The 16,545-nt window shown below is 61.2% G+C and carries 13 protein-coding genes; 11 read left to right on the top strand and 2 right to left on the bottom strand.

The features are described from left to right. Window positions 1-73 precede the first annotated feature (73 nt). From BFP95_RS14440 to BFP95_RS14430, 3 genes are all read left to right on the top strand, one after another. Window positions 74-544 carry an LTXXQ domain protein gene (locus tag BFP95_RS14440; protein ID WP_065873579.1) on the top strand — a complete coding sequence of 157 codons (471 nt, stop codon included), beginning with the start codon at window positions 74-76 and terminating at the stop codon, window positions 542-544. Between the two features lie 68 nt (window positions 545-612). After that, a complete protein-coding gene (locus tag BFP95_RS14435) occupies window positions 613-1,956 on the top strand; it encodes a sensor histidine kinase (protein ID WP_065873580.1) in 1,344 nt (447 codons plus the stop codon). A gap of 40 nt (window positions 1,957-1,996) precedes the next feature. Beyond that, a complete protein-coding gene (locus tag BFP95_RS14430) occupies window positions 1,997-3,346 on the top strand; it encodes a CoA transferase (RefSeq protein WP_065873581.1) in 1,350 nt (449 codons plus the stop codon). A gap of 32 nt (window positions 3,347-3,378) precedes the next feature. On the opposite strand, the gene BFP95_RS14425 is transcribed toward BFP95_RS14430, so the two are convergent. Continuing rightward, a complete protein-coding gene (locus tag BFP95_RS14425; protein ID WP_065873582.1) occupies window positions 3,379-4,242 on the bottom strand; it encodes a DNA-3-methyladenine glycosylase family protein in 864 nt (287 codons plus the stop codon). Continuing rightward, on the bottom strand, window positions 4,239-5,666 hold the full coding sequence (arcD, locus tag BFP95_RS14420) for an arginine-ornithine antiporter (protein ID WP_065873583.1): 1,428 nt from the start codon (window positions 5,664-5,666) through the stop codon (window positions 4,239-4,241). The genes BFP95_RS14425 and arcD (BFP95_RS14420) overlap by 4 nt, the downstream gene beginning before the upstream one ends. 446 nt (window positions 5,667-6,112) lie before the next feature. Between arcD (BFP95_RS14420) and arcD (BFP95_RS14415) the strand changes: the two genes are divergently transcribed. From arcD (BFP95_RS14415) to gcvP, 8 genes are all read left to right on the top strand, one after another. Further along, entirely contained in the window at window positions 6,113-7,540 is a 1,428-nt protein-coding gene (arcD, locus tag BFP95_RS14415; protein WP_065873584.1) for an arginine-ornithine antiporter, read from the top strand. A 23-nt stretch (window positions 7,541-7,563) separates the two neighbouring features. Next, a complete protein-coding gene (gene arcA, locus BFP95_RS14410; RefSeq protein ID WP_065881016.1) occupies window positions 7,564-8,820 on the top strand; it encodes an arginine deiminase in 1,257 nt (418 codons plus the stop codon). Window positions 8,821-8,831: 11 nt separating this feature from the next. Further along, window positions 8,832-9,842 carry an ornithine carbamoyltransferase gene (locus BFP95_RS14405; protein WP_032890962.1) on the top strand — a complete coding sequence of 337 codons (1,011 nt, stop codon included), beginning with the start codon at window positions 8,832-8,834 and terminating at the stop codon, window positions 9,840-9,842. Between the two features lie 156 nt (window positions 9,843-9,998). Continuing rightward, complete coding sequence (gene arcC, locus BFP95_RS14400) at window positions 9,999-10,928, top strand: carbamate kinase (RefSeq protein WP_065873586.1); 930 nt, start codon at window positions 9,999-10,001, stop codon at window positions 10,926-10,928. A gap of 18 nt (window positions 10,929-10,946) precedes the next feature. After that, a complete protein-coding gene (locus BFP95_RS14395) occupies window positions 10,947-11,309 on the top strand; it encodes a DUF5064 family protein (protein WP_065873587.1) in 363 nt (120 codons plus the stop codon). A gap of 173 nt (window positions 11,310-11,482) precedes the next feature. After that, window positions 11,483-12,991, top strand: coding sequence for a sigma-54-dependent transcriptional regulator (locus tag BFP95_RS14390; RefSeq protein ID WP_065873588.1), 1,509 nt, complete (start codon window positions 11,483-11,485; stop codon window positions 12,989-12,991). A gap of 319 nt (window positions 12,992-13,310) precedes the next feature. Next, on the top strand, window positions 13,311-13,694 hold the full coding sequence (gcvH, locus tag BFP95_RS14385) for a glycine cleavage system protein GcvH (protein ID WP_065910343.1): 384 nt from the start codon (window positions 13,311-13,313) through the stop codon (window positions 13,692-13,694). 10 nt (window positions 13,695-13,704) lie between these two features. Then, on the top strand, window positions 13,705-16,545 hold the full coding sequence (gene gcvP, locus BFP95_RS14380) for an aminomethyl-transferring glycine dehydrogenase (RefSeq protein ID WP_065873590.1): 2,841 nt from the start codon (window positions 13,705-13,707) through the stop codon (window positions 16,543-16,545).

The following is a 16,545-nucleotide window of genomic DNA, read 5'->3' as shown; positions in this document are numbered from 1 at the left end:
TGACCGCCGCTGACCTTGATCTCCGTAATCTACTCACATCCGGAATCACCGGAATAGAGACAGGAGAATCACCATGCGCAAGACCCTTATCGCTTTGATGTTCGCCGCTGCCCTGCCGACCGTTGCCATGGCAGCAATGCCAGAAGGCCCAGGCCCAGGGCCGATGGGTGGCCCGGAAGGTCACATGATGGGTGGCCCGGGCCACGGCGGTGAACACGGTCCGCGTGGCAAAGGCGGCCCCTTCAGCCAGCTGGACCTGAGCAAGGAACAGCGCCAGCAAATCGGCAAACTGATGGGCGACCAATGGCACGCTCGCAAAGACCTGACCAAGAAGTACTTGGACAAACTGCCAGCCGCTGACCAGAAAGCCATGCAGGACGAAATCGCCGCCGGCAAGCAGAAAACCCAGGCCGATATCCGCGCGGTACTCAAGCCTGACCAGCAGAAAAAGTTCGACGAGATCGTCAAGAAGCAAGAACAGCGTCGTGCCGAATGGAGGGAATTCCAAGCCTGGAAAGCGCAACAACCGCAAAAAGCGCAATAATGCCCTCGCGTTAACGTTCCCAGCCCAGTGGCCCCCGCCACTGGGCTTTTCCTGTTTGAGGGTTTCCTGTGCGTTCATTGTTCTGGCGCATCCTGGCCAGTTTCTGGCTGGCCATCGCCCTGGTTGCCGGGTTGTCGATCCTGATTGGGCACATGCTCAATCAAGATGCCTGGATTCTCAGCCGTCACCCCGGCCTCAATAACCTGGCGCAAGAGTGGACCCAACTCTACGAAGCCCAGGGTGAGGAGGCTGCGCAGGATCTGCTGCAACAGCGCAAACGCCAGTACCACATCGACGTGCAAGTGCTCAACGAAAGTGGCGACCCGGTGGTGCGCGGTACTTTCCCACGTCGCGCCGCCGCCTTCGAAGCCCGCCAGAATGACAGCCAGGACGGCCACCTGCCCTGGCGCCGCCTGACTGCCGAATACACCAGCGAAAAAACCGGCGACACCTACCTGTTGATCTACCGCATCCCGCACCCGGAACTGGACGAATGGCACCGCAGTAGCCTGACGTGGCCGTTGAGTGCACTGGTGATTGCGCTGATAGTGCTGACCCTGTTCAGCCTGCTGGTGACGTTGTCCATCACTCGCCCGCTCAGCCGTCTGCGCGGTGCAGTGCATGACCTCGGCCAGGCCACCTACCAGCAAAACAGCTTGGCGCAACTGGCTAACCGGCGCGATGAGTTCGGCGTGTTGGCCACCGACTTCAACCGCATGGGCGCACGCCTGCAAAGCCTGATCGGCAGTCAGCGCCAATTGCTGCGGGACGTGTCCCACGAACTGCGTTCGCCCCTGGCCCGCTTGCGCATCGCCCTGGCCCTGGCCGAACGCGCCACCCCCGAAGAGCGGGAAAAACTCTGGCCACGCCTGACCCGCGAATGCGATCGACTGGAAGCGCTGATCAGCGAAATCCTGGTATTGGCCCGCGTCGACGCCGACAATGCCAGCGCCGAAGACGTCGACCTCAACCCACTGCTCAAGACCCTGCAGAAAGACGCGCAACTCGGTGCGCCGGACCAAGCAGTGAACCTGATCGCCGACACCGACCTGCACCTCAAGGGCTGGCCGACCATGATCGAACGTGCTGTGGATAACTTGCTGCGCAATGCCCAGCGCTTTAACCCGCCGGGATTGCCGATCGAGTTGCAGGCCCAGCGCCTGGGCGAGCGCATCCTGATCAGCGTGCGCGACCACGGCCCCGGCGTTGAAGCCGAATACTTGAGCCAGTTGGGCGAACCGTTCTATCGCGCTCCCGGCCAAACAGCACAAGGCCACGGCCTGGGCCTGGCGATTGCCCGTCGCGCCGCCGAACGCCACGGTGGCAGCCTGATTCTGGCCAACCATGCAGAGGGTGGCTTTATCGCCAGCATCGACCTGCCGTTGGTGCCTGGGGTTGTCACACCGGGCTGATCATCTCTTATAGTGGCCCTTCTCTTACGGAGGGCCTTCGATGACTGACCTGCTGACTCCCATCCAAGCTGCACTCAACCTACCGCAAACGCCCCTGACCTTTACCGAAGCCGGCGCCCTGCCCTCGACCTTCGCCGTGACCGAGCTGGCCAGCGCCAGTATCGGCGCTGCCGGCCAGGCCGTGGCCCAGTTGATCCAGCAACAGACCGGGCGCTTGCCCGGCATCAGCGTGGACCGGCGCCTCGCCTCTTTCTGGTTTTCATCCTCGATTCGCCCGGTGGGCTGGCAAGTGCCGCCGCTGTGGGACCCGGTAGCCGGTGACTATGCCAGCGCCGATGGCTGGATTCGCTTGCACACCAACGCCCCCCATCACCGTGCCGCCGCCGAGCGAGTGTTGGGCAACGTCACTGACCGTGCCGAGATGGCTGCCCGCGTTGCCCCATGGAGCGCCGCTGAACTGGAACAGGCGATTGTCGATGAAGGTGGCTGTGCGGCGCAGATGCGTGCCTGGCAGGCCTGGCAAGGGCATCCGCAAGGGTTGGCGGTGAATGCTGAAGACCTGGTGCAGCGCCAGACCTTTGAAACCGGCGCCGACAAACCCTGGCTCGGCTCGGTGACGCGGCCACTGGCGGGCATCAAGGTGCTGGACCTGACTCGCGTGCTGGCCGGCCCCGTGGCCAGTCGTTTTCTCGCGGGCCTGGGCGCCGACGTGCTGCGTATCGACTCGCCGACCTGGAACGAACCCGGCGTAGTACCGGAAATGACCCTCGGCAAACGCTGTGCCCGTCTCGACTTGAAGACCCCCGAAGACCGCCGGATTTTCGAAAGCCTGCTCAAGGAGGCCGACATTCTGTTCCACGGCTACCGTGCCGACGCCTTGGAGCAATTGGGTTACACCGCCAACGAACTGCAAACCCTCACCCCCGGCCTGATCGACGTGAGTCTCAACGCCTACGGCTGGAGCGGCCCGTGGCGAAATCGCCGGGGTTTCGACAGCCTGGTGCAAATGAGCAGCGGGATTGCCGACGCGGGCATGGCCTGGAAACAATCGGATAAACCGGTGCCGCTGCCGTTGCAGGCGCTGGATCACGCGACCGGGTATTTGATGGCGGCCAGTGCGATTCAAGCATTGAGTGAGCGGCTGAAAACCGGGCGTGGCGGTTCGGCGCGGTTGTCGTTGGCGCGTACGGCGAAGCTGTTGGTGGAGGCGGGACAGGTACCGGAGCAACCGGCGTTGCGTGCCGAGGAATTGAGCGATCAGGGTTTGGTGGCGGAGCAAACAGCCTGGGGCCAGGCTCATCGGTTGTTGGCGCCGCTGACCCTCAGCGGCACGCCGTTGCAGTGGGATTTGGCGGCTGGGGAATTGGGGTCGCACCGGCCGCAGTGGTGACCTGACCTGCGATGAGGCCAGTACAGACACTATCAATCTGACCGTTGCAACGACGTCCACAAATGCTGCGCCGCATAAGCCCTGAGCGGCCGCCAAGCCTCAGCCCGCCCACCCAACTGCCGCGCCGAAACCGGCCCACCCTCCAAGGCTGCCAGCGCATTGATCAAGCCGATATCCCCCGTCGCAAACGCATCCGCCTCGCGCATCTGGCGCATCGCGATGTACTGCGCCGTCCAATCGCCAATCCCCGGCAAGGCCACCAGCCGTGCCACGCCTTCCTTGAGGCTGGCCTTGGGTTCGAACACTTCAGGATCATCCAGCAACGCTTGTGCGACACCCGACAACGTGCGCCCGCGCGCCTTGGGCATGCCCAGGGTCGCCAGGTCCGCCGCCGCCAATACCTCGGGCGTGGGAAAAACATGCGTGATACCGGCGTGCGGCGTATCCAGCGGCTGACCGTATTGCGCCACCAGCTTGCCCGCCAAACGAATCGCGGCCACCACCGTGATCTGCTGGCCCAGCACTGCCCGAATCGCCAGTTCCAGGCCATCCCAAGTGCCCGGCACGCGCAGGCCGGGACGCGCTGCAACCAGTTGCGCCATCAATGGGTCCGTCGCCAATTGCGCGTTGATCAACTGAGGCTGGGCATCCAGATCAAACATCCTGCGCAGGCGCCGTTCGATCTCAGGCAGCGCCGCAGCCTCTGGAAACTCCACCCCCACGTCCAACCAATCGCCAGCCCCCGGCGTCACGCTGATCCAGCCGTGCTGGCCGCTCACGCTGATACTGCGCCGGTACAGGCCGGCTTCGACCGTCTCCATCCCAGCGATAGCGCGCGCCGATAGAAAACCCACCATCGCCGCCCAGTCATAAGGCGGCTGATACGCCAGTCTCACAGCGACAACACCCCGCTATACAACCCATACGCCGCCAACCCGGCGCCTGCGATCACGCAGCTGAAAATGCCTTTTTCCAAGTGGGTAAACAGGGGCTGGCCCTGCTCACGCTTGGCGAGGGCAAACAGGATCACGCCCGGTGCATACAGCAGCGCCGACAGCAGCAGGTACTTCAAGCCGCCAGCGTAGAGCAGCCACACCGCATAGCCGAGGGCGATCAAGCCCACCAGCAAGTCTTTCATGCGCTGGCCGTGAGCGCCTTCGTAGGTTTCGCCGCGTCCGCTCAATAGCACGGCATAGGCCGCCGACCATAGGTAAGGCACCAGGATCATCGATGAGGCCAGGTAAATCAGCGTGGTGTAGGTGCTGTGGGAAAACAGCGTGATCACCAGGAAGGCCTGGATCATCACATTGGTCAGCCAGAGCGCGTTGACCGGCACCTGGTTGGCATTTTCCTTTTTCAGGAAGGCCGGCATGGTCTTGTCATGGGCGGTGGCGTAAAGGATTTCCGCGCAGAGCAGCGCCCAGGACAGTAAGGCGCCGAGCAGCGATACCGCCAGGCCAATGCTGATTGCCATCGCCCCCCAGGGCCCGACGATGTGCTCCAGCACACCGGCCAGGGACGGGTTTTGCAACTGCGCGAGCTCCGGCTGGCTCATGATTCCCAAGGACAGCACATTCACCAGCACCAGCAACGCCAGCACGCCAAGGAAACCAATCAGCGTGGCGCGGCCCACGTCCGAGCGTTTCTCGGCGCGCGCCGAATACACGCTGGCGCCTTCGATGCCGATAAACACAAACACGGTGACCAGCATCATGTTGCGCACCTGGTCCACCACATTGCCGATGTCCGGATTGCCCAGGCCCCAGATATCCCGGGTGAAAATATCTGCCTTGAACGCTACGGCAGCGATCACGATGAACATCAGCAACGGCACGATCTTGGCCACCGTGGTGATCTGGTTGATGAACGCCGCCTCCTTGATTCCGCGCATCACCAGGAAATGCACTGCCCACAGCAGCAGCGACGCACAGCCAATGGCCACCGGCGTGTTGCCCTGGCCAAACACCGGAAAAAAGTAACCCAGGGTGCTGAACAACAACACGAAGTAGCCGACGTTGCCCATCCACGCGCTGATCCAATAGCCCCAGGCAGACGAGAACCCCATGTAATCGCCAAAACCCGCCTTGGCGTAGGCGTACACCCCCGAGTCCAGATCGGGTTTGCGATTGGCCAGGGTCTGGAACACAAAGGCAAGGGTCAGCATGCCGACGGCGGTGATCGCCCAGCCGATCAATACGGCACCAACCTCGGCGCGCGCGGCCATGTTTTGCGGTAGGGAGAAGATCCCACCACCGATCATCGAGCCCACTACCAAGGCAATCAAAGCACTGAGTCGAAGTTTCTGGGCCGGCTGGGACATGTGGACTCCTGAATAAATAACAGCTTGAGCTGACAGCCGTAAACTCAACTAATTAACTCAGCGAGTATAACGTTTATTAGAGACTGCGATAAAAACAACACACTCATAACCCAACGGCATGGCAGCTTGTATGATTGAGCTTATTTATAATTTAAATACGGCAAATACGTTGTCGCTTCCAAGCTACTTGCTGTCGCATTTTCGAAAAGTTTGCATAATCGACAAAACAGTCTAGTTTCAAACGTCCTTACGCAACACTAAATGATTAACCAAAACGCAGGGGCCGCTCTGGAGAGCGTCTTTGCGCGGAAAAATATCGCCTGAGGCTTTCCACCCCAAGTTATTAATTCACAATGGAATGTGCCAATGAAGTGATCTGAGTCAGCTGATTGATTAGCGCACGGAATTATTCTGTGGTCTCTCTTCTCCTGCATTGGAGTTATGCAATGTCTGAATCTCCCGGAAAACTTCGATTAGGCGCGCTGGTTGCACTTGTCGTCGGTTCAATGATTGGTGGCGGGATCTTCTCACTGCCGCAAAACATGGCCGCCAGCGCCGATGTCGGTGCGGTGTTGATTGGTTGGGTGATTACCGCCATCGGCATGCTGACCCTCGCGTTTGTCTTCCAAACTCTCGCCAACCGCAAGCCCGACCTCGACGGTGGGGTGTACGCCTATGCCAAGGCCGGTTTCGGCGACTACATGGGGTTCTCCTCCGCCTGGGGCTACTGGATCAGCGCCTGGCTGGGCAACGTCGGTTACTTCGTGTTGCTGTTCAGCACCCTCGGCTACTTCTTCCCGATCTTTGGCGAAGGCAATACGCCGGCCGCAGTGATCGGTGCGTCGGTACTGCTGTGGGCCGTACATTTCCTGGTACTGCGCGGAATCAAGGAAGCGGCGTTCATCAACCTGGTGACCACCGTCGCCAAGGTCGTGCCGCTGGTGCTGTTCGTGTTGATCGCAGTGTTCGCGTTCAAGCTGGACATCTTCACCGCGGACATCTGGGGCGTGAAAAACCCGGACCTGGGCAGTGTGATGAACCAGGTGCGCAACATGATGCTGGTCACCGTGTGGGTGTTCATCGGCATCGAAGGCGCGAGCATTTTCTCCTCCCGTGCGGAAAAACGTTCCGACGTGGGCAAGGCCACCGTGATTGGTTTCATCACGGTGCTCCTGTTCCTGATGCTGGTGAACGTACTGTCCCTGGGGATCATGACTCAGCCAGAACTGGCCAAGCTGCAGAACCCGTCGATGGCCGCCGTGCTGGAGCATGTGGTGGGTCACTGGGGCGCGGTGCTGATCAGCGTCGGCTTGATCATCTCGCTGCTCGGGGCGTTGCTGTCGTGGGTGCTGCTGTGTGCGGAGATCATGTTCGCCGCCGCCAAGGACCACACCATGCCGGAGTTCCTGCGCAAGGAAAACGCCAACCACGTGCCGGTCAATGCCCTGTGGCTGACTAACGCGATGGTGCAGGTTTTCCTGGTGATCACGCTGTTTTCCGCCAGCACTTACCTGTCGCTCATCTACCTCGCCACCTCGATGATCCTGGTGCCTTACCTGTGGTCGGCGGCCTACGCCCTGCTGTTGGCAGTGCGCGGCGAAACCTACGAAACCGCCCTGGCCGAACGCAAGAAAGACCTGTTCATTGGCGCTGTCGCCCTGATCTACGCGATCTGGCTGCTCTACGCCGGCGGCACCAAATACCTGCTGCTCTCCGCCCTGCTCTACGCCCCTGGCGCGATCCTGTTCGCCAAAGCCAAGCGTGAACTGGGCAAACCGATTTTCACCCACGTCGAGAAGCTGATTTTCGCCGCAGTGGTCATTGGCGCCCTGGTGGCGGCATATGGGCTCTACGACGGCTTCCTGACTCTGTAATTGTATTCTCTGGAGGATGTGTAATGACCACGGAAAAAGTGAAATACGGCGTACATTCCGAAGCCGGCAAACTGCGCAAAGTCATGGTGTGCTCCCCAGGCTTGGCCCACCAGCGGCTGACGCCCAACAACTGCGATGAACTGCTGTTCGATGACGTGTTGTGGGTGGCCCAGGCCAAGCGCGACCATTTCGACTTCGTGACCAAGATGCGCGAGCGGGACATTGATGTGCTGGAAATGCACAACCTGCTGACCGACATCGTTGCCATCCCTGAAGCGCTCGACTGGATCCTGGCGCGCAAGATCACCTCCAACACGGTTGGCCTGGGCCTGGTTGATGAAGTCAGCTCCTGGCTGCGCAGCCTGGAGCCGCGCAAGACCGCTGAGTTCCTGATCGGCGGGGTATCGGCGGATGACCTGCCGAGCAGCTTTGGTGGCAAAACCATCGAGATGTTCCGCGACTTCCTCGGTCACGCCAGTTTCATCCTGCCCCCGCTGCCCAACACCCAGTTCACCCGTGACACCACCTGCTGGATCTACGGCGGCGTGACGCTGAACCCGATGTACTGGCCGGCGCGACGCCAGGAAACCCTGTTGGCCAGCGCCATTTATAAATTCCACCCTGAGTTCACCAACGCGGACTTCCAGATCTGGTACGGCGACCCCGACCAGGAACACGGTGCCGCCACGCTGGAGGGCGGCGACGTGATGCCGATTGGTAATGGCGTGGTCTTGATCGGTATGGGCGAACGCTCGTCCCACCAGGCCATCGGCCAATTGGCGCGCAACCTGTTCAAAAACAAAGCCGTGGAACGCGTGATCGTTGCCGGCCTGCCGAAATCCCGCGCGGCGATGCACCTGGATACCGTGTTCAGCTTCTGCGACCGCGACCTGGTCACCATCTTCCCCGAAGTGGTCAACCAGATCGTCCCGTTCACCCTGCGCCCTGACGAAAGCAAGCCGCACGGTATCGATATCCAACGCGAGAAAACCAACTTCCTTGAGACCGTAGCCGCAGCGCTCAACCTCAAGGCCCTGCGTGTGGTTGAAACCGGTGGCAACAGCTTCGCCGCCGAACGCGAGCAGTGGGACGACGGCAACAACGTGGTCGCCGTGGAGCCAGGCGTGGTGATCGGTTACGACCGCAACACCTACACCAACACCTTGCTGCGCAAGGCCGGTGTGGAAGTCATCACCATCAGCGCCGGTGAACTCGGCCGCGGCCGTGGCGGCGGCCACTGCATGACCTGCCCGATCATCCGCGACCCAATCGACTATTAAGGAGATCCATCATGGCTTTCAACATGCGCAACCGCAGCCTGCTCTCGCTGATGCACCACACCACCCGCGAGCTCAACTACTTGCTGGACCTGTCCCGCGACCTCAAACGCGCCAAATACACCGGCACCGAGCGTCCGCACCTGAAAGGCAAGAACATCGCGCTGATCTTCGAAAAAACTTCGACCCGCACCCGTTGCGCTTTCGAAGTCGCGGCCCATGACCAGGGTGCCCACGTCACCTATATCGATCCGGTTTCATCGCAGATCGGCCACAAAGAAAGCATGAAAGACACCGCCCGTGTGCTCGGGCGCATGTTCGATGCCATTGAGTACCGTGGCTTCGAGCAGGAAATCGTCGAAGAGCTGGCCAAATTCGCCGGCGTGCCGGTGTTCAACGGACTCACCGCCGAATTCCACCCCACGCAAATGATCGCTGACACCCTGACCATGCGCGAACACAGCGACAAGCCACTGCATGACATCAGCTACGCCTACCTCGGCGATGCCCGTTACAACATGGGCAACTCGCTGCTGATGATCGGCGCCAAGCTGGGCATGGACGTACGCATCGGCGCGCCGAAAGCCCTGTGGCCGCACGAAGATTTCATCAAGCAATGCCAGGCGTTCGCCGAAGAAAGCGGCGCGCGCATCACCATCACCGAAGACCCGAAAGAAGCCGTGAAAGGCGTGGATTTCATCCACACCGATATCTGGGTGTCGATGGGTGAGCCGGTGGAAGCGTGGGACGAGCGCATCGAGCAACTGCTGCCGTACCAAGTCAACGCCAAGATGATGAAAGCCTCGGGCAACCCGCGGGTGAAGTTCATGCACTGCCTGCCGGCGTTCCATAACAGCGAAACCAAGGTCGGCAAGGACATCGCCGCGCGTTATCCGAACCTGGCCAATGGCGTGGAAGTGACTGAAGAGGTGTTTGAATCGCCGGCCAACATCGCGTTTGAGCAGGCGGAAAACCGCATGCATACCATCAAGGCGATCTTGGTGTCGGCGTTGGCAGATATCTAACCCTTAAGTTGGCAATGAGGACAAATGTGGGAGCCGGGCTTGCCCGCGATGCAGGCACCTCGGTCCATCAAGCAGACCGCGGTGATGCTATCGCAGGCAAGCCGGCTCCCACATTGACCGCGTTCCTTCATCAGAACTTTCAGAAGGACACTCTGTATGCGCATCGTCGTAGCCTTGGGCGGCAACGCCCTGCTCCGCCGTGGTGAACCCATGACGGCGGACAACCAACGCGCCAACATCCGCATCGCCACCGAGCAGATCGCCAAGATCCATGCTGGCAACGAGCTGGTGATCGCCCACGGCAATGGCCCGCAAGTCGGCCTGCTGTCATTGCAGGCGGCGGCCTACACCCAGGTTTCACCCTACCCACTGGACGTGCTCGGCGCCGAGACCGAAGGCATGATCGGCTACATCATCGAGCAGGAACTGGGCAATCTGTTGGACTTCGAAGTGCCGTTCGCCACCTTGCTCACCCAGGTGGAAGTCGACGCCAAGGACCCAGCGTTCCAGAACCCGACCAAGCCCATCGGCCCGGTGTATTCCAAGGCCGAAGCGGAAAAGCTCGCCGCCGAAAAAGGCTGGGCGATTGCACCAGACGGCGATAAATACCGCCGCGTGGTCGCCAGCCCACGGCCGAAACGCATCTTTGAAATCCGCCCGATCAAATGGCTACTGGAAAAAAGCGCCATCGTGATCTGTGCGGGCGGTGGCGGCATCCCGACAATGTACGGCGAAGACGGCAAGCTCCAAGGCATCGAAGCGGTGATCGACAAAGACCTCTGCTCATCCTTGCTGGCTGCGCAACTGGACGCCGATTTGCTGGTGATCGCCACTGACGTCAACGCCGCTTTCATCGACTACGGCAAGCCCAGCCAAAAAGCCATCGGCCAGGCCCACCCTGACGAAATGGAAAAACTCGGCTTCGCCGCCGGCTCCATGGGCCCCAAGGTCCAAGCCGCCTGCGAGTTCGCCCGCCAGACTGGCAAAACCGCCGTCATCGGTTCACTCTCGGACATCGAAGCCATCGTCCAGGGCAGTGCCGGTACACGCATCAGTACGGCAAAACCTGGCATCACCTATCTGTGAAGTAGAGGAGATACGCCTATGGCCACTTTTGAACCGGGTCACTTGCACGTTGAACGTCACGCACTGAATGCCCAGGACTACAGCTACAACCTGTGCATCGACTATGAAGTCAGCCAGGACCCCAAGGAAGGCAAGGGGATGCTGTTCAAGCTGCATGGCTCGGTGCAGGGCAAGGACCTCAAGGAAGAGTTCTTCCTGCCCAAGGACCAGGCGTTCGACTTTGCGCGGCATGCGATGAACATTGCGCAGAAGTATGGAATGCCCAAGGTCGCGGTGCTGAACGGCTCGATGCACAAGCAGTACGACTTGATGTTCGAGGATGTGCGCCATCAACTGGATGTGAAGTCAGGTGATCCAGTCAAGCCCGAGCACCTGGAGTAATAACACCGCAAATCCCCTGTGGAAGCGGGCTTGCTCGCGAAGACGGAGTGTCAGTCACTTAATTTATCGACTGACCCAACGCATTCGCGAGCAAGCCCGCTCCCACATTTTGATCTCCATCATCTCCAAGGCATACTGGCCACCCTCCGCACTCTAGAATCAAGATCCGCCCCATGCGTATCCACGTCAGCTTCATCGACCGCGTCGGCATCACCCAGGAAGTCCTGGCCTTGCTCGGTGGGCGTAATCTCAACTTGGATGCGGTAGAAATGGTGCCGCCCAACGTCTACATCGATGCGCCAACCCTGAGCGCCGAGGTGCTGGAAGAGCTGCGCGACGCCCTCTTCAGCGTGCACGGCGTACAGGCGGTCACGGTGGTGGATATCCTCCCCGGTCAACGCCGCCACCTGCAACTCGATGCCCTGCTGGCCGCCATGACCGACCCGGTGCTGGCCCTGGACAGCGCGGGCAAGATTCTGTTGGCCAACCCGGCACTGATCGCCCTGTATGGCCGCGAACCGGCAGGGGAAAGCATCAGCGAGCTGTTCAACGACCCGACGCTGTTGGACACGTTGCTCGAACACGGCTTTCGCCTGCCGCTGCGTGAGATCAGCGTCAACGGCCAGACCTTGCTGCTGGACGCCACGCCGATCACCGACGCCGGCGCCCTGCTCACCCTCTACCCACCCAACCGTATCGGCGAACAACTGTCGGCGCTGCACCACGACCATGCCGAAGGGTTTGATGCGCTGCTCGGCGAATCCCCTGTCATCCGTACGCTCAAGGCGCGCGCGCAGCGGGTGGCGGCATTGGATGCACCGTTATTGATTCAAGGCGAAACCGGCACCGGCAAGGAGCTGGTGGCACGTGCCTGCCACGCCATCAGCGCGCGTCACAGCGCGCCCTTTTTGGCATTGAACTGCGCGGCGCTGCCGGAAAACCTCGCCGAAAGTGAGCTGTTCGGTTATGCACCGGGCGCCTTTACCGGCGCGCAGCGCGGCGGCAAGCCGGGGCTGATGGAGTTGGCCAACCAGGGCACGGTGTTCCTGGATGAGATCGGTGAGATGTCGCCGTACCTGCAGGCCAAGCTGCTGCGTTTTCTCAATGACGGCAGCTTCCGTCGCGTCGGTGGCGACCGTGAAGTGAAGGTCAATGTGCGCATCCTCAGCGCCACCCACCGCGACCTGGAAAAGATGGTCAGCGAGGGCACCTTTCGCGAAGACTTGTTCTACCGCCTCAATGTGCTCAACGTCGAAGTACCGCCGCTGCGCGAACGCGGCCAGGACATCCTGCTGCTGGCGCGCTATTTCATGCAGCAGGCTTGTGCGCAGATCCAGCGTCCGGTCTGCCGCCTGGCGCCCGGCACTTACCCGGCGCTGTTGGGCAACCGCTGGCCGGGCAATGTGCGCCAGTTGCAAAACGTGATCTTCCGCGCCGCCGCCATCTGTGAAAGCAGCCTGGTGGACATTGGCGACCTCGACATCGCCGGCACGTCAGTCGCGCGCCAGGGCGACGGTGAAGTCGACAGCCTGGAACAGGCCATGGAAGATTTCGAGCGCAGCCTGCTGGAAAAGCTCTACAGCAGCTACCCCTCGACGCGCCAACTGGCCAGCCGCTTGCAGACTTCCCACACGGCGATTGCCCATCGCCTGCGCAAGTACGGCATTCCCAACAAACCCTGACTGAACAAACCCAGCTCCCACAGGACCGTATTTCAAAATTTGGTCTGAGAACGACATCGGCTGTACTGAAAGCGCTACAGTGGAACGATATCGCTACAACCTTGTTTTTTTCTCGCCATGCAAGGCTTTGATCCGCATAGGCTTTTTTTCGCGCGTCGGAGTGTAGCGAAATCGCTACAGCCGAATTCCATATCGTCATGACCATTTTTATTAAGCCATTGATTTACAAGGCTTTAACAAGCTTGGCCGCGATATTGCTAAGTAACTCCCCATTATTCCAATCCCGTCCACCAGACGAATCTGGCCCCGAGGAGTTTCCATGAGCGAGTTGCGTTTCACTGAAGATCACGAATGGCTGCGCGCCGAAGCCGACGGCAGCGTCACCGTGGGTATCACCGCTTTCGCGCAGAACGCGCTGGGTGATGTGGTTTTCGTGCAACTGCCGGAGTTGCAGGCTTACGACAAGGGCGCCGAAGCGTCCACCGTCGAGTCCGTAAAAGCCGCCAGCGGCGTGTACATGCCGTTGGACGGTGAAGTGCTCGAAGTGAACGAAAAACTCGATGGCAGCCCGGAACTGGTCAACGAAGACCCAATGGGCGAAGGTTGGTTTTTCCGCTTTAAACCGGCCGACGCCGAGGCGGTGCCTAAACTGTTGGATCAGGACGCGTACGACCGCCTGATCAAAGCCAACGCTGAAGCTTGAGGAGCGCGCAATGACCGTTCAACTGAACACCGCCAACGAATTCATCGCCCGCCACATCGGCCCGCGCCAGGAAGACGAGCAGCACATGCTCGCCAGCCTGGGTTTCGACTCCCTGGAAGCCCTGAGCGCCAGCGTGATCCCGGAAAGCATCAAGGGCACCAGCGTGCTCGGCCTGGAAGACGGCCTGAGCGAAGCCGAGGCCCTGGCCAGGATCAAGGCCATCGCCGGCAAGAACCAACTGTTCAAAACCTACATCGGCCAGGGCTACTACAACTGCCACACGCCGTCGCCGATCCTGCGCAACCTGCTGGAAAACCCGGCCTGGTACACCGCCTACACGCCGTACCAGCCAGAGATTTCCCAAGGCCGCCTGGAAGCGCTGCTGAATTTCCAGACCCTGATCAGCGACCTCACCGGCCTGCCGATCGCCAACGCCTCCCTGCTCGACGAAGCCACCGCTGCCGCCGAAGCCATGACCTTCTGCAAACGCCTGAGCAAGAACAAGGGCAGTAATGCCTTCTTCGCCTCGATCCACAGCCACCCGCAAACCCTCGACGTGCTGCGCACACGTGCCGAGCCGCTGGGTATCGAGGTGGTGGTAGGCGATGAGCGCGAACTGACCGACGTCACCCCGTTTTTCGGCGCCCTGCTGCAATATCCAGCCAGCAACGGTGACGTCTTCGACTACCGCGAGCTCACCGAGCGCTTCCACGCCGCCAACGCACTGGTCGCGGTAGCCGCTGATCTGCTGGCCCTGACCCTGCTGACCCCACCGGGTGAATTCGGCGCCGACGTGGCCATCGGCAGCGCGCAACGCTTCGGCGTGCCGCTGGGCTTCGGTGGCCCGCACGCGGCGTACTTCTCCACTAAGGATGCGTTCAAGCGCGACATGCCGGGCCGCCTGGTCGGTGTCTCCGTCGACCGTTTCGGCAAGCCGGCCCTGCGCCTGGCGATGCAGACCCGCGAGCAGCATATCCGCCGCGAGAAGGCCACCAGCAACATCTGCACCGCCCAAGTGCTGCTGGCCAACATCGCCAGCATGTACGCCGTGTACCACGGCCCCAAAGGCCTGACCCAGATCGCCCAACGGGTGCACCAGTTGACCGCGATCCTGGCCAAGGGCTTGACCGCACTGGGCCTGAAAGTCGAGCAAGCCAACTTCTTCGACACCATCACCCTCAACACCGGCGCCAACACCGCCGCCCTGCACGACAAGGCCCGCGCCCAGCGCATCAACCTGCGTGTGGTGGACGCTGAGCGCCTTGGCGTGTCGGTGGACGAAACCACCACCCAGGCGGATATCGAAACGCTGTGGAGCCTCTTCGCCGACGGCAAGGCACTGCCAGTCTTCACTGCCAACGTTGACAGCGCCCTGCCGGCCGCACTGCTGCGCCAGTCGCCCGTCCTCAGCCACCCGGTGTTCAACCGTTATCACTCGGAAACCGAGCTGATGCGCTACCTGCGCAAGCTGGCCGACAAGGACCTGGCGCTGGACCGCACCATGATCCCGCTGGGCTCGTGCACCATGAAGCTCAATGCCGCCAGCGAAATGATCCCGGTGACCTGGGCCGAGTTCGGTGCCCTGCACCCCTTCGCCCCGGCCGAGCAAAGCACCGGTTACCTGGAACTGACCTCCGACTTGGAAGCCATGCTCTGCGCGGCCACCGGTTACGACGCGATCTCCCTGCAGCCGAACGCCGGCTCCCAAGGCGAGTACGCGGGGCTGTTGGCCATCCGTGCTTACCACCAGAGCCGTGGCGATGAACGCCGCGACATCTGCCTGATCCCATCGTCGGCCCACGGCACCAACCCTGCCACCGCCAACATGGCTGGCATGCGCGTTGTCGTCACAGCCTGCGATGCGCGTGGCAACGTCGATATCGAAGACCTGCGTGCCAAGGCCATCGAGCACCGCGACCACCTCGCCGCGCTGATGATTACCTACCCGTCCACCCATGGTGTGTTCGAAGAAGGTATCCGCGAAATCTGCGGCATCATTCACGACAACGGCGGCCAGGTGTACATCGACGGCGCCAACATGAACGCCATGGTCGGCCTGTGCGCCCCGGGCAAGTTCGGCGGCGACGTGTCCCACCTGAACCTGCATAAGACCTTCTGCATTCCCCACGGCGGTGGCGGCCCGGGCGTCGGCCCGATTGGCGTCAAGTCGCACCTCACGCCGTTCCTGCCAGGCCACGCAGCCATGGAACGCAAGGAAGGCGCGGTCTGCGCGGCACCGTTCGGCAGCGCAAGCATTCTGCCGATCACCTGGATGTACATCAGCATGATGGGCGGCGCGGGCCTCAAGCGCGCTTCGCAACTGGCGATCCTGAATGCCAACTACATTTCCCGTCGCCTGGAGGAGCACTACCCCGTGCTCTACACCGGCAGCAACGGCCTGGTGGCGCATGAATGTATCCTCGACCTGCGCCCACTCAAAGACAGCAGCGGTATCAGCGTCGATGACGTGGCCAAGCGCCTGATCGACTTTGGCTTCCATGCGCCGACCATGTCGTTCCCGGTGGCAGGCACCTTGATGATCGAGCCGACCGAGAGCGAATCCAAGGAAGAACTGGACCGCTTCTGCGACGCCATGATCGCCATCCGCGAAGAAATCCGCGCGGTGGAAAACGGCACCCTGGACAAGGATGACAACCCGCTGAAGAACGCGCCGCACACCGCAGCCGAGCTGGTGGGCGAGTGGACACACCCGTACAGCCGTGAACAGGCTGTGTACCCGGTGGCTTCGTTGATCGAAGGCAAATACTGGCCGCCGGTTGGCCGGGTCGATAACGTATTTGGCGATCGCAACCTCGTGTGTGCATGCCCGTCGATCGAGAGCTACGCGTAA

The organism is Pseudomonas sp. 58 R 12 (assembly GCF_900005865.1).
GTDB classification, from domain to species: domain Bacteria; phylum Pseudomonadota; class Gammaproteobacteria; order Pseudomonadales; family Pseudomonadaceae; genus Aquipseudomonas; species Aquipseudomonas tritici.
The sequence above is the reverse complement of the archived record's forward strand: the minus strand, read 5'-3'. Positions and strand labels throughout refer to the sequence as shown.

Excerpts from the sequence above, each read along its gene's own strand:
- arcD (WP_065873583.1), bottom strand. The coding sequence starts at position 5,666 with ATGTCCCAGCCGGCCCAGAAACTTCGACTCAGTGCTTTGATTGCCTTG.
- BFP95_RS14440 (WP_065873579.1), top strand. The coding sequence starts at position 74 with ATGCGCAAGACCCTTATCGCTTTGATGTTCGCCGCTGCCCTGCCGACC.
- arcC (WP_065873586.1), top strand. The coding sequence starts at position 9,999 with ATGCGCATCGTCGTAGCCTTGGGCGGCAACGCCCTGCTCCGCCGTGGT.
- BFP95_RS14390 (WP_065873588.1), top strand. The coding sequence starts at position 11,483 with ATGCGTATCCACGTCAGCTTCATCGACCGCGTCGGCATCACCCAGGAA.
- arcD (WP_065873584.1), top strand. The coding sequence starts at position 6,113 with ATGTCTGAATCTCCCGGAAAACTTCGATTAGGCGCGCTGGTTGCACTT.
- arcA (WP_065881016.1), top strand. The coding sequence starts at position 7,564 with ATGACCACGGAAAAAGTGAAATACGGCGTACATTCCGAAGCCGGCAAA.
- BFP95_RS14405 (WP_032890962.1), top strand. The coding sequence starts at position 8,832 with ATGGCTTTCAACATGCGCAACCGCAGCCTGCTCTCGCTGATGCACCAC.
- BFP95_RS14430 (WP_065873581.1), top strand. The coding sequence starts at position 1,997 with ATGACTGACCTGCTGACTCCCATCCAAGCTGCACTCAACCTACCGCAA.
- gcvP (WP_065873590.1), top strand. The coding sequence starts at position 13,705 with ATGACCGTTCAACTGAACACCGCCAACGAATTCATCGCCCGCCACATC.
- gcvH (WP_065910343.1), top strand. The coding sequence starts at position 13,311 with ATGAGCGAGTTGCGTTTCACTGAAGATCACGAATGGCTGCGCGCCGAA.
- BFP95_RS14395 (WP_065873587.1), top strand. The coding sequence starts at position 10,947 with ATGGCCACTTTTGAACCGGGTCACTTGCACGTTGAACGTCACGCACTG.